Here is a 12,617-nt window from a genome sequence, read left to right as displayed (position 1 = left end):
TACCAGTTGACCAAAGAGTCAAAGAAATCAGGAATCCATCAACAACTTTCAAGCCTTGCAGAGAAATAAGTGAGCGACGATTTTGCAATCAAACAGGTCAGCGGCCTGAAGTGTGTCCATCTGTCCAAGACAGAACGCCTGGAACTCGACTGTTTTATCGGCCATTACATCAAGACCCGAAACCTGCACAGCGTGCCCGATATCGAACGCACCCTGCGCAGCACCCTCGAGGGTTATCCCGGCCATCCGCCGGTGATGGTCAATGAGCTCAATGCGTGGATCGATCGAACGTTGGGGTATCGCGCGACCTACCCGGACTTCACGCAGCTGGCAGACCTCTGAACGCGAAGAGCCCCGCTGCTGCGGGGCTCTTCGTATGGGTTGTTCAAGGTTTCAGCGGACGCTCCTGATCGCGGTCCGACAACTCGCGGCTGTCATCGTGCTTCCAGGTTTTTTCCTGCCTCTTTTGCCGCTCGATTTCTTCTTCTGTTGGCTCATCATCTTCCGCACGCGTTTGCTCAGTTGCCATGTGCACCTCACCTCAGAACAGTTGATGATCGTTAAAGGGTAGAACACTTTTGCGCGCCCGAATTCACCAAGGAATTTTATCCCGCGCGGCGTACCATAGCGCCATCCACCCTTACGTCAGGAAGACGCCATGCTCTACCGAATCGCCGCCGACGGGCTGGTGCTGTTTCACTTGTGTTTCATCTTGTTCGTGCTGTTCGGCGGGCTGCTGGTGCTGCGCTGGCCACGTTTGATGTGGCTGCACTTGCCGGCGGCCGCATGGGGCGTGGCGGTCGAGGGATTGCACCTGACCTGTCCGTTGACCTACTGGGAAAACCTCATGCGCCACGCGGCCGGGCAGACCGAATACGCCGGCGGCTTCATTGAGCATTACATCTGGCCGATCATCTACCCGGCCGGTCTGACGCCACAGATTCAACTGGCCCTCGGCAGCGTGGTACTGGCGGTCAACCTGTTGGTGTACGCACGACTGCTGCGCTCGTGGAAACTGCGCCGGGCCCGGCGCATTCCGTTTTAACGCGAGGCCGGTTTCAACGTTTCCAGCCACTGCGGATCGAAGCGTGGCTGGTCAGAATCAAGTCCCTGCGCCTGCATCCGCGCCTTGTGCTGTTCGACTTCGTCACGCAGTTGTCCATGATCGCTGGAGTTGCCGTCCAGCTCATGCATTTGCAGCAATCCGAGGTGATAGAAACGCAACACCTTCATCGCCGTCGGATCGTTGTTCTGCACCGCGGCTGTCACCTGATGCATGACATTGGTGATGCTCATCAGATTGCGCTTGAGGCGCCAGCTGTACACCGCCGGGGCCATCCAGGTCTGATGCCAGAAACGCCCGCGCAACAGCGCCGCCGTCAGCAGAAACGCCACGAATACGCCGCCGACATTGAAACGCAGGTTATCCCCGTCGGGTTCACCGAACACTGCCACCGCGACCGACGAAAACAGCATGGCCAGCAGCAGAAACAGCACGGCGATAATGATCGTGCTGCGGCGGGTCTGCTGACGAAAGGTAGCGGGGTCCATCGGCTGAATCTCGAACATCGAAAATGACTTCCTTGAGTGGCAAAACGCGCAACGGAAAAAACTCGCCAGCGCATTATCGCATCGCACCGGGTTTTAGCTATGCTGGGGCTCCTTTTCATCTTTTCAAAGTCCAACGGGACATGGCGGTATAACGCAGATCGTGCCATCTTCATTCATGGATACACACTATTCGGATGCCATCCGCTGCGTTGTGGATGACATCGTTTTAAGGATCACTGCATGACCCAACGACACGTAATCAATGCCTCGGTCAGCCCGAAAGGCAGTCTGGAAACCCTTTCTCAACGTGAAGTTCAGCAACTGAGCGAAGCCGGATCCGGCAGCACCTATACCCTCTTCCGCCAGTGCGCCCTGGCCATCCTCAACACCGGCGCGCATGTCGATAATGCCAAGACCATCCTCGAAGCCTACAAGGACTTCGAAATCCGCATTCACCAACAGGATCGCGGTGTTCGCCTGGAACTGCTGAACGCTCCGGCTGACGCGTTCGTCGACGGCGAGATGATCGCCAGCACCCGCGAAATGCTCTTCAGCGCCCTGCGCGATATTGTCTACACCGAGAACGAACTCGACAGCCAGCGCATCGACCTGAGCAATTCCCAGGGCATCAGCGACTACGTGTTCCATCTGCTGCGCAACGCGCGCACCCTGCGCCCGGGCGTCGAGCCGAAAATCGTGGTGTGCTGGGGCGGCCACTCGATCAATACCGAAGAGTACAAATACACCAAGAAAGTCGGCCACGAACTGGGCCTGCGCAGTCTCGACATCTGCACCGGTTGCGGCCCTGGCGTGATGAAAGGCCCGATGAAAGGCGCGACCATTGCCCATGCCAAACAGCGCATTCACGGCGGTCGCTACCTCGGCCTGACCGAGCCAGGCATCATCGCCGCCGAAGCGCCGAACCCGATCGTCAATGAGCTGGTGATCCTGCCGGACATCGAAAAGCGTCTGGAAGCCTTCGTCCGTGTCGGCCACGGCATCATCATTTTCCCGGGCGGCGCCGGTACGGCCGAAGAGTTCCTCTACCTGCTCGGCATCCTGATGCACCCGGACAACGCAGGCCTGCCCTTCCCGGTCATCCTCACCGGGCCGAAGCATGCCGCGCCGTATCTGGAACAGCTGGATGCGTTCGTCATCGCGACCCTCGGCGAAGCTGCGAAGCAGCATTACGAGATCATCATCGATGACCCGGCCGAAGTGGCGCGGCAGATGACTCAAGGCCTGAAAGCGGTGAAGCAGTTCCGCCGCGAGCGTAACGATGCGTTCCACTTCAACTGGCTGCTGAAGATCGACGAGGGCTTCCAGCGCCCGTTCGATCCGACCCACGAAAACATGGCCAACCTGAAACTGCATCGCGACCAGCCGCCCCACGAATTGGCCGCCAATCTGCGTCGGGCGTTTTCCGGAATTGTCGCCGGTAACGTCAAGGACAAGGGCATTCGCCTGATCGAGGAACACGGGCCATATCAGATCCGTGGTGATGCGGCGATCATGCAGCCGCTTGATGCGCTGCTCAAAGCCTTCGTCGCCCAGCACCGGATGAAGCTGCCGGGCGGCGCGGCGTATGTGCCGTGCTATCGCGTCGTCGCGTAATTTCAAGTCGTAACGCACACCCAATGTGGGAGCTGGCTTGCCAGCGATAGCGGTCTTTCATTCAACAGAGACGTTGAATCAGATGACGCTTTCGCGAGCAAGCTCGCTCCCACAGGATTTGTGGTGTGGCGCAAATTGGAGTCACAACCTCAATCCCCCTGTGGGAGGGAGCCTGCTCGCGAAGAAGCCCGAAAGAACACATCAATCTTTCGGGCTATCCACCAACCGCCGAGCCAACGCTTTAGCCTGCGCAGCGACGTCCGTCACCGCCGTACTTTCCCACCACATCCCGCGCAACGGCGGGCCCATGGCGAACAACCGAGCGCTCACCTGCCCTTCGGCATCCACCACTGCGCCGTCCTTTGCTGTAATCCCCAGCGCCAGCGGCCCCGGCTGCACCAGTCCCCGCGCCAGCAATTGCTGCGGCAACGGTCGTGCGACTCGCCGCCAGTCGTATTCGATACCGCTGGAGTTGATCAGCGCCGCACCGCTGACCACGCCTGTTTCAGTCTCACCCCGCGGACGGATGCGAATGGTCACAGCATCGCCCGCGCCGGGCTCAATGCCCTTGAAAGACGCGGCGTGAATGCGCAAGCGCCCTTGCTTGTGCAGCCGTTCGATCAACTCGGCGCTCAGTGGCGGCGAACGATGGTGATGACTCTCCCACCATGGCCGTACATGCCGTACGAATTGTCGACGCTGCACGTCAGTCGCCTGACTCCACAACCGCGCGATGTGCGCGCGAACCGTATCCAGCGGCGCCTGCCAGTCGATGCCTTGGGCGACTGCGTCGCGACAATGTCGACGCAACTCGCGCAGCAACTGGCGGGGCGTACGAATGCTGTGATCCTGCGCCAGAAAATCCACCCAGGCCGGCGGTTGACGGCGCACGTGCGGCAGCAGGCCATGCCGGGAGAACACCTCGATCGGCCCGCGATGCCCGGCCTGCTCAAGCGACACCACGGCATCAACCATCGTCAGCCCGGAGCCGATAATGAGCACGATGGATTGCGGGTCCAGTTTGCGCATCACAGCGACATCCCAAGGGTCCAGCGCGGCGGCATTGAGGCCACTGGATTGGGTCTGCGGCGTGCGAGCGGCGGGGAACATGCCGGTGGCCAGCACTGCCTGCGCTCCACGCAAAACCTGGCCATCGCTCAGGGTGAGCTGCATTGAGCCGGTCCCGCTTTGCAAGTCAACGGCTTCAGCACAGATGTGTTCTACGCTCGAACCTTGCAGCGCGCCCACCGCCCGGGCCTCAGCCAGACGCTGTTGCACATAGACCCCGAACAGGCCACGCGGCGGAAACAGCTCACTGACCGGCACGTCCTGCTCAGCCGATTCCGGCCAGCCGCCGCCGGCAATATGCGCGGTCAGCCACTGCGTCAGATCATCAGGATTATCCGGGTCGACGCTCATCCGCGCCGCGTTGCCGTTCAGCGTATGTCCCAACTCAACTGCGCTGTAAGCCTCACCACGTCCCAGTTCAGCACGCGGCTCGATGATCGCAATTCTTCGTTGCCCAGGCAGGCGTAACAATTGCACCGCCAGCATGGTGCCACTGAGGCCGCCGCCGATGATCAGGATGTCCGCAGGCTGCTCCATTCAGATCACCACATTACGCACGAACCGCGCAGCCACATCGCCATCGTTGCGGTAGGCATGCGGTTGATTGCTGGCGAACATGAAAAACTCTCCTTTATTGATGTACTGCGCCTGATCGCCGAGCATCAGTGTCAGGCATCCTTCAAATACGTAGATCTGCTCGCTCCAGCCATCGGCGTCCGGTTGCGACGGATAAACTTCGCCCGGTTGCAGGCACCATTCCCATTGTTCGACTTCGCGGCTCGCGGTGGCTTTGGACAGTAGCACGGCTCTGCTGCCGGGAATCGTGCCCGCCCAGGCAACCTCATTGATCCGGCTCGGGTCGCGCGCATCGTGCGCTTGGATCAGATCGCTGAAGGCAACGTCAAGCGCTTCGGCAACGCGATCAAGCGTGGTCAGGCTGACATTCTTTTCGCCTGCCTCGATTGCTACCAGCATCCGTCGGCTCACCCCGGATTTTTCCGCCAGCGCGGTCTGGCTCAAGTCCGCAGCATGGCGCAGGCGCCGAACGTTCTGGCTGACGTGTTGCAGAACGGAGGCTCGCTGAGTCAAATCTTTGTGCACTATATTGCTCACTCGGTGGGGTTGGGCAGTATACTGCGCAACGTTGGCGGCAATTGTGCAGCCTCCCTTTTAATGTGCGCAAGGTCATGATGTCGCCAAACAATTCTGCGTCCCGAATCCGCTTCTCCCGCTTCAGCAAAGCCGAGTGCGTGCTGGTGCTGATCACCATGATCTGGGGCGGCACGTTTCTGATTGTGCAACATGCCATGACGGTCAGTGGCCCGATGTTTTTCGTCGGCCTGCGCTTCGCCGCAGCGGCGGCGATTGTCGCGATGTTTTCATGGCGGCACCTGCGCGAGTTGACCTTGTTCGAAGTCAAGGCAGGGTCGTTCATCGGTGTAGCGATCATGCTTGGTTATGGCTTGCAGACGGTCGGGCTGCAAAGCATTCCGAGCAGTCAGTCGGCGTTCATTACCGCGCTGTACGTGCCGTTTGTGCCGCTGCTGCAATGGCTGGTGCTGGGACGGCGTCCGGGGTTGATGCCAAGTATCGGGATCATGCTGGCGTTTACCGGTTTGATGTTGTTGTCGGGTCCCTCAGGGGCGGCGCTGAATTTCAGTCCCGGAGAAATTGCGACATTGATCAGCGCCGTTGCGATTGCTGCTGAAATCATTTTGATCAGCACTTTCGCCGGGCAGGTGGATGTGCGGCGAGTGACGGTGGTGCAACTGGCGGTGACGGCGGTGTTGTCGTTCTTGCTGGTAGTCCCGACCGGTGAAGTGATTCCGGATTTTTCCTGGTTGTTGCTGGCGACCGCTTTGGGCCTGGGCGCGGCGAGTGCGGCGATTCAGGTAGCGATGAACTGGGCACAGAAGAGTGTTTCGCCGACTCGGGCGACGTTGATCTATGCCGGTGAACCGGTGTGGGCCGGGATTGTCGGACGGATTGCCGGGGAGCGCTTGCCGGCAATTGCGCTGGTTGGGGCCGGGTTGATTGTTGCGGCGGTGATTATCAGTGAGCTGAAGACCAAGGGAAGGTCTACCGAGGCAGAAGCTGAGCTGGAGAGGGAAACGCAGGGGTGACCCGCAATCTCTTCTGGCTGCTCGCGAAAGCAGCGCACCATCGTTACCTCTGAAACAACGCCAAACACACAAATCCCAACTACTTTGTAGGATTCTGAGACATCCTCGCGTTTGGTGATCAGGGAGCTGGCACGTATGATGCTTCACAAACTTCCGCAGATTAGAAGCCTATGTCCCTGATAGTTCTACTGCTTCTGCCGTTCATTGGCAGCTGTCTGGCAGCGGTGCTGCCGCACAATGCGCGTAATGCCGAATCCCTGCTGGCGGGCCTGGTCGCTTTGATCGGTACCGTTCAGGTCGCGATGCTGTACCCGCAAATCGCCTACGGCGGCGTGATCCGCGAAGAATTCATGTGGTTGCCGAGTCTGGGGCTGAACTTCGTTCTGCGCATGGACGGCTTCGCCTGGCTGTTCTCGATGCTGGTGCTGGGCATCGGCACACTTGTCTCTTTATATGCCCGTTATTACATGTCGCCGGACGACCCGGTACCGCGCTTTTTCGCATTTTTCCTGGCGTTCATGGGCGCCATGCTCGGGCTGGTGATCTCCGGCAACCTGATTCAGATCGTGTTCTTCTGGGAATTGACCAGCCTCTTCTCGTTCCTGCTGATCGGCTACTGGCACCACCGCGCCGATGCGCGGCGCGGTGCTTATATGGCGCTGATGGTCACCGGTGCTGGCGGGCTATGTCTGCTGGCCGGGGTCATGATTCTCGGCCATGTTGTCGGCAGCTATGACCTGGACAAGGTCCTGGCCGCCGGCGATCTGATTCGCGCACATGCCCTCTACCCTGTTCTTTTGCCACTCATCCTGATCGGCGCGCTGAGCAAAAGCGCGCAATTCCCGTTTCACTTCTGGCTGCCCCACGCGATGGCGGCACCGACGCCCGTCTCGGCCTATCTGCACTCGGCGACCATGGTCAAGGCCGGGGTTTTCCTTTTGGCACGTCTGTGGCCGTCGCTGTCCGGCAGTGAGGAATGGTTCTACATCGTCAGCGGAGCCGGCGCCTGTACGCTGTTGCTCGGCGCGTACTGCGCGATGTTCCAGAACGACCTCAAAGGTTTGCTGGCCTACTCGACCATCAGCCATCTCGGCCTGATCACTTTGCTCCTGGGCCTGAACAGTTCACTGGCCGCGGTGGCGGCGGTGTTTCACATTCTCAATCACGCGACGTTCAAAGCTTCGCTGTTCATGGCCGCCGGCATCATTGACCACGAAAGCGGTACCCGTGACATTCGCAAACTCAGCGGCCTGATCAAGCTGATTCCCTATACGGCAACGCTGGCCATGGTCGCCAGCGCCTCAATGGCCGGCGTGCCGCTGCTCAACGGTTTCCTGTCGAAAGAAATGTTCTTCGCCGAAACCGTGTTCATCAACGCCACCGCGTGGGTCGAAACCAGTCTGCCGATCGTCGCGACCATCGCCGGCATGTTCAGCGTCGCCTACTCCCTGCGTTTCACCGTCGACGTGTTCTTCGCCCCCACCGCCACTGACCTGCCGCATACGCCGCACGAGCCGCCACGCTGGATGCGCGCCCCAGTCGAGTTGCTGGTCTTCACCTGTCTGCTGGTGGGGATTTTCCCGGCGCAGATCGTCGGGCCACTGCTCGCCGCTGCCGCGCTGCCCGTAGTTGGTGGGGAGTTGCCGGAATACAGCCTGGCCATCTGGCACGGCTTGAACGCTCCGATGATCATGAGCCTGATCGCCATGTCCGGCGGCATCCTTCTCTATCTGCTGCTGCGCAAGCAGTTCAAGCTGGGCCGTTTCAAGTACCCGCCGCTGGTGGGCCGCTTCAATGGCAAGCGTTTGTTCGAGCGCAGTCTGGTCGTAATGATGCGCATCGCCCGGCGCGTCGAGCGGCGCCTGGGCACCAAGCGCTTGCAGATGCAGCTGTTTCTGATGGTATCGGCCGCCGTGCTCGCCGGTCTGATCCCGATGCTGCACAGCACGCTGACCTGGGGCGACCGGCCGAAGATCCCCGGTTCGATTGTCTTCGTGACCCTGTGGCTGCTGGCGATCGCCTGTGCGCTTGGCGCCGCGTGGCAGGCGAAATATCACCGTCTCGCCGCCCTGACGATGGTCAGCGTCTGTGGTCTGATGACCTGCGTGACCTTCGTCTGGTTCTCCGCGCCCGACCTGGCGCTGACGCAACTGGCGGTCGAAGTGGTAACCACCGTGCTGATCCTGCTCGGCCTGCGCTGGTTGCCGCGCCGCATCGAAGAAGTCTCGCCACTGCCGAGCAGCCTGCGCAAGGCACGCATTCGCCGTTTGCGCGACTTGCTGCTGTCGATTGCGGTCGGTGCGGGTATGGCGCTGCTGTCCTACGCCATGCTCACCCGGCAGACGCCGAACCATATTTCCTCGTTCTACCTCAGTCGCGCCCTGCCCGAGGGCGGCGGCAGCAACGTGGTCAACGTGATGCTGGTGGACTTCCGTGGTTTCGATACCCTCGGCGAAATCACCGTGCTGGCCGCCGTGGCGCTGACCGTATTCGCCCTGCTGCGCCGCTTCCGCCCACCGAAGGAAAGCCTGCAATTGCCGGCGCAGCAACGTCTGCTCGCGCCCGACGTGGTCACCGATCTGGTCAACCCGCGTTCGGCCAGCGACACCGCGCTCGGTTTCATGATGGTCCCAGCGGTACTGGTGCGCCTGTTGCTGCCTGTCGCGCTGGTGGTGTCGTTTTATCTGTTCATGCGCGGGCACAATCAGCCGGGCGGCGGTTTTGTCGCCGGGCTGGTGATGTCGGTGGCCTTTATCCTGCAATACATGGTTGCCGGCACGCAGTGGGTCGAAGCACAAATGAGCCTGCGGCCATTGCGCTGGATGGGCACCGGGCTGCTGTTCGCCACTGCCACCGGTCTCGGTGCGCTGCTCGCCGGTTATCCGTTCCTGACCACTCACACCTGGCACATCAGCGTGCCGTTGCTCGGTGATATCCATATCGCCAGTGCGCTGTTCTTCGACGTCGGCGTGTACGCCGTGGTGGTGGGATCGACGCTGTTGATCCTCACCGCCCTCGCCCACCAATCGGTGCGCGGCCACAAGACGGCCTCGCTGCCCAAGTCCGTCGCCAGCAAAGGAGCCGTCTGATGGAAGAAGTCATCGCAATCGCCATCGGCATTCTTGCCGCGTCCGGGGTCTGGCTGATCCTGCGCCCGCGAACCTTTCAGGTGGTCATGGGCCTGTGCCTGCTGTCATATGCAGTCAACCTGTTCATTTTCAGCATGGGCAGCCTGTTCATCGGCAAGGAACCGGTGATCAAGGACGGCGTGACCCAGGACTTGCTGCATTACACCGACCCGCTGCCCCAGGCGCTGGTACTGACGGCGATCGTCATCAGCTTCGCCATGACCGCACTGTTCCTCGTCGTATTGCTCGCCTCGCGCGGCTTGACCGGCACCGACCACGTCGACGGCCGGGAGCCTAAAGAATGATGGCGATGACTCACCTGATCGCCGCACCGATCCTGCTGCCGCTGCTGACGGCTGCGATCATGCTGATGCTGGGCGAAAAGCATCGGCCGCTGAAGGCGAAAATCAACTTGTTCTCCAGCCTCCTCGGCCTGTTCATTTCAGTGATGCTGCTGCAATGGACGCAGACCACCGGCGTACCCGGCTCCATCGGCGTGTATCTGCCGGGCAACTGGCAGGCACCGTTTGGCATTGTCCTGGTGGTAGATCGCCTGTCGGCACTGATGCTGGTGCTGACCGGCATTATCGGCGTCAGCGCGTTGCTGTTTGCCATGGCCCGCTGGGACGGCGCCGGCTCAAGCTTTCACGCTCTGTTTCAGATCCAACTGATGGGCCTGTATGGCGCGTTCCTGACCGCGGATCTGTTCAACCTGTTCGTGTTCTTCGAAGTGTTGCTCGCCGCGTCCTACGGTTTATTGCTGCACGGCTCAGGCCGGGCGCGGGTGTCGTCGGGGTTGCATTACATTTCGATCAACCTGCTGGCATCGTCACTGTTTTTGATCGGCGCTGCGTTGATCTACGGGGTGACCGGCACGCTGAACATGGCCGATCTGGCGATGAAGATCCCGCTGGTGCCGGAAGCCGACCGTGGCTTGCTGCACGCTGGGGCAGGGATTCTAGCGGTAGCGTTTCTGGCCAAGGCTGGCATGTGGCCGCTGAATTTCTGGCTGGTGCCGGCCTATTCCTCGGCCAGCGCGCCGGTGGCGGCGATGTTTGCCATCATGACCAAGGTCGGCGTCTACACCCTGCTGCGCTTGTGGACCCTGTTGTTTTCCGGCCAGGCCGGCGCCTCGGCATTCTTCGGCGGCGACTGGCTGATTTACGGCGGCATGGCGACCATGGCTTGCGCAGGGCTGGCGATTATCGCCGCGCAACGCCTGGAGCGCATGGCCAGCCTGAGCATTCTGGTGTCGGCGGGCATCCTGCTCTCGGCGATCGGCTTCGCCCAGCCGAACCTGATCGGCGCTGCGCTGTTCTATCTGGTCAGCTCGACCCTGGCGCTGAGCGCATTGTTCATGCTCGCCGAACTGATCGAGCGCTCGCGCTCGGCCAACGAAATTCCGCTGGAAGACGAAAGCGAACTGCTGCCGCGTCCACAGGAATCCCTGCAACCGCCCAAGGGCATCAACCTTGATGACGAGCAGAAAGCCGTGGTCGGCCAAGTCATCCCCTGGACCATGGCCTTTCTCGGTTTGAGCTTCATTGCCTGCGCGCTGTTGATCATCGGCATGCCACCGCTGTCCGGGTTCATCGGCAAGCTCAGCCTGATCGGCGCATTGCTCAACCCGTTGGGACTTGGCACTGCGGCGCCGCTGTCTCCTGGCGCATGGGGATTGCTGGCCCTGTTGATCCTGACCGGTCTGGCTTCGCTGATGGCGTTCTCGCGCCTCGGCATTCAGCGCTTCTGGACGCCGGAGGAGCGCCCGTCACCACTGCTGCGCAAACTCGAATGCGCGCCGATTTTCCTGCTGCTCGGGCTAAGCATTGCCCTGACGTTCAAGGCTGAACCGCTGTTGCGCTACACCCAGGCTACGGCCGATGCGCTGAACAATCCGCAGCAATATGTGCTCGCAGTTCTAGGCACACGGGCGGTGCCGAGCCCGCAAGCCAGAGCCGACATGCTAGAGGTGCAGCCATGAATCGACTGTTCCCGGCTCCGTGGTTATCGCTGGCCCTGTGGATTCTGTGGCTGACCCTGAACCTGTCCGTCAGCCCGGGCAATCTGCTACTCGGTGCCGCGCTGGGTTTCGCCGCGCCGCTGATGATGCGCAAATTGCGGCCGAAACGTGCGCGCATCCGCAATCCCATCGCCATCCTGCGTCTGTTCTTCCTGGTCGGCCGCGACGTCATCATGTCCAACCTGATCGTCGCCTGGGGCGTAGTCAACGCCGGACGTCGTCCGCCCAACTCATGCTTTATCAAGGTGCCTCTGGACTTGCGCGATGCCCATGGTCTGGCGGCACTGGCGATGATCTGCACCGTGGTGCCCGGTACCGTATGGTCGGAACTGGCGCTGGACCGCAGCGTTCTGTTGCTGCACGTCTGGGATCTGCACGACGAAGCGCAGTTCATCGAGCACTTCAAAAGCACTTACGAGCGACCGTTGATGGAGATTTTCGAATGAGCCCATTGCTGTCGAATGCGATTCTGCTGACGCTGTTTCTGTACTGCGTGGCGATGGCGCTGACCCTGGTGCGCCTGTTCAAAGGCCCGTCAGCTCAGGATCGGGTACTGGCGCTGGATTACCTGTATATCGTCGCGATGCTGATGATGCTGACCCTGGGCATTCGTTACGCCAGTGATACCTACTTCGAAGCGGCGCTGCTGATCGCGCTGTTCGGCTTCGTCGGCTCGTTTGCCCTGGCGAAATTCCTGCTGCGTGGCGAGGTGATCGAATGAATGCCGAATTGTCTTTGTGGGTCGAGATTCCGGTGGCGGTGCTGCTGGTGCTCAGCGGCGTGTTTACCCTGCTGGGCGCAACAGGATTGCTGCGCATGAAGGATTACTTCCAGCGTATGCCCCCGCCAGCGCTGGCCTCGACACTCGGTGCCTGGTGTGTGGCACTGGCGTCGATCATCTGCTTTTCGGCATTGAAATCCGCACCAGTGATGCATGCCTGGTTGATTCCGGTCCTGTTGGCTATCACCGTGCCGGTGACCACCCTGCTGCTGGCGCGGGCGGCGTTGTTCCGCAAGCGGATGGCCGGGGATGATGTGCCGGCCGAGGTGAGCAGTCGTCAGACTGAAAGTGGTAACTGATGATTTTGTGGCGCCGGTGAAGGCGCCATCGCA

Annotated in this window: 14 protein-coding genes; 10 read left to right on the top strand and 4 right to left on the bottom strand. The window is 60.8% G+C overall.

Going from position 1 to position 12,617, the window contains the following annotated elements:
- Positions 1-69 precede the first annotated feature (69 nt).
- Positions 70-342 carry a hypothetical protein gene (locus OC605_RS23600; protein ID WP_016775076.1) on the top strand — a complete coding sequence of 91 codons (273 nt, stop codon included), beginning with the start codon at positions 70-72 and terminating at the stop codon, positions 340-342.
- Between the two features lie 43 nt (positions 343-385).
- Here OC605_RS23600 and OC605_RS23595 read toward each other — a convergent pair whose 3' ends face one another.
- Positions 386-529 (bottom strand): hypothetical protein, encoded by a 144-nt coding sequence (locus OC605_RS23595; protein WP_024013238.1) that lies wholly within the window; start codon positions 527-529, stop codon positions 386-388.
- 129 nt (positions 530-658) lie between these two features.
- Between OC605_RS23595 and OC605_RS23590 the strand changes: the two genes are divergently transcribed.
- A complete protein-coding gene (locus OC605_RS23590) occupies positions 659-1,045 on the top strand; it encodes a DUF2784 domain-containing protein (protein WP_262139821.1) in 387 nt (128 codons plus the stop codon).
- Here the strand turns inward: OC605_RS23590 and OC605_RS23585 are convergent.
- Entirely contained in the window at positions 1,042-1,569 is a 528-nt protein-coding gene (locus tag OC605_RS23585; RefSeq protein WP_038860192.1) for a DUF3087 domain-containing protein, read from the bottom strand. The two genes, OC605_RS23590 and OC605_RS23585, sit on opposite strands and share 4 nt — an antisense overlap.
- A gap of 222 nt (positions 1,570-1,791) precedes the next feature.
- On the opposite strand from OC605_RS23585, the gene ppnN reads away from it, so the two are divergent.
- Positions 1,792-3,165, top strand: coding sequence for a nucleotide 5'-monophosphate nucleosidase PpnN (gene ppnN, locus OC605_RS23580; protein ID WP_073471165.1), 1,374 nt, complete (start codon positions 1,792-1,794; stop codon positions 3,163-3,165).
- A gap of 201 nt (positions 3,166-3,366) precedes the next feature.
- Here the strand turns inward: ppnN and OC605_RS23575 are convergent, their stop codons facing one another.
- Both OC605_RS23575 and OC605_RS23570 read right to left on the bottom strand, forming a co-directional pair.
- Positions 3,367-4,770: an FAD/NAD(P)-binding protein gene (locus OC605_RS23575; protein WP_262139813.1), complete on the bottom strand. Its 1,404-nt coding sequence runs from the start codon at positions 4,768-4,770 to the stop codon at positions 3,367-3,369.
- Positions 4,771-5,334, bottom strand: coding sequence for a helix-turn-helix domain-containing protein (locus OC605_RS23570; RefSeq protein ID WP_262139811.1), 564 nt, complete (start codon positions 5,332-5,334; stop codon positions 4,771-4,773). It abuts the gene before it with no gap.
- Between the two features lie 86 nt (positions 5,335-5,420).
- On the opposite strand from OC605_RS23570, the gene OC605_RS23565 reads away from it, so the two are divergent.
- The 7 genes from OC605_RS23565 (at position 5,421) to OC605_RS23535 (ending at position 12,584) form a co-directional block, all read left to right on the top strand.
- Positions 5,421-6,356, top strand: a complete 936-nt coding sequence (locus OC605_RS23565; RefSeq protein ID WP_110601058.1) for a DMT family transporter — start codon at positions 5,421-5,423, stop codon at positions 6,354-6,356.
- A gap of 170 nt (positions 6,357-6,526) precedes the next feature.
- The gene (locus OC605_RS23560) at positions 6,527-9,445 is read left to right on the top strand and encodes a monovalent cation/H+ antiporter subunit A (RefSeq protein WP_262139808.1); all 2,919 of its coding nucleotides are present in this window, start codon (positions 6,527-6,529) and stop codon (positions 9,443-9,445) included.
- Positions 9,445-9,789: a Na+/H+ antiporter subunit C gene (locus OC605_RS23555; protein WP_016775082.1), complete on the top strand. Its 345-nt coding sequence runs from the start codon at positions 9,445-9,447 to the stop codon at positions 9,787-9,789. The genes OC605_RS23560 and OC605_RS23555 overlap by 1 nt, the downstream gene beginning before the upstream one ends.
- Positions 9,786-11,465, top strand: coding sequence for a monovalent cation/H+ antiporter subunit D (locus OC605_RS23550; protein WP_262139806.1), 1,680 nt, complete (start codon positions 9,786-9,788; stop codon positions 11,463-11,465). Before OC605_RS23555 ends, OC605_RS23550 begins: the two co-directional genes overlap by 4 nt.
- The gene (locus OC605_RS23545) at positions 11,462-11,950 is read left to right on the top strand and encodes a Na+/H+ antiporter subunit E (RefSeq protein ID WP_071172756.1); all 489 of its coding nucleotides are present in this window, start codon (positions 11,462-11,464) and stop codon (positions 11,948-11,950) included. The genes OC605_RS23550 and OC605_RS23545 overlap by 4 nt, the downstream gene beginning before the upstream one ends.
- Entirely contained in the window at positions 11,947-12,225 is a 279-nt protein-coding gene (locus tag OC605_RS23540; RefSeq protein ID WP_016775085.1) for a K+/H+ antiporter subunit F, read from the top strand. The genes OC605_RS23545 and OC605_RS23540 overlap by 4 nt, the downstream gene beginning before the upstream one ends.
- Positions 12,222-12,584, top strand: coding sequence for a Na+/H+ antiporter subunit G (locus tag OC605_RS23535; RefSeq protein WP_262139803.1), 363 nt, complete (start codon positions 12,222-12,224; stop codon positions 12,582-12,584). The genes OC605_RS23540 and OC605_RS23535 overlap by 4 nt, the downstream gene beginning before the upstream one ends.
- Positions 12,585-12,617 lie beyond the last annotated feature (33 nt).

This window comes from Pseudomonas sp. Marseille-Q5117 (genome assembly GCF_946901175.1).
GTDB classification, from domain to species: domain Bacteria; phylum Pseudomonadota; class Gammaproteobacteria; order Pseudomonadales; family Pseudomonadaceae; genus Aquipseudomonas; species Aquipseudomonas iranensis.
This window is presented reverse-complemented; position numbering and strand designations above follow the sequence as displayed.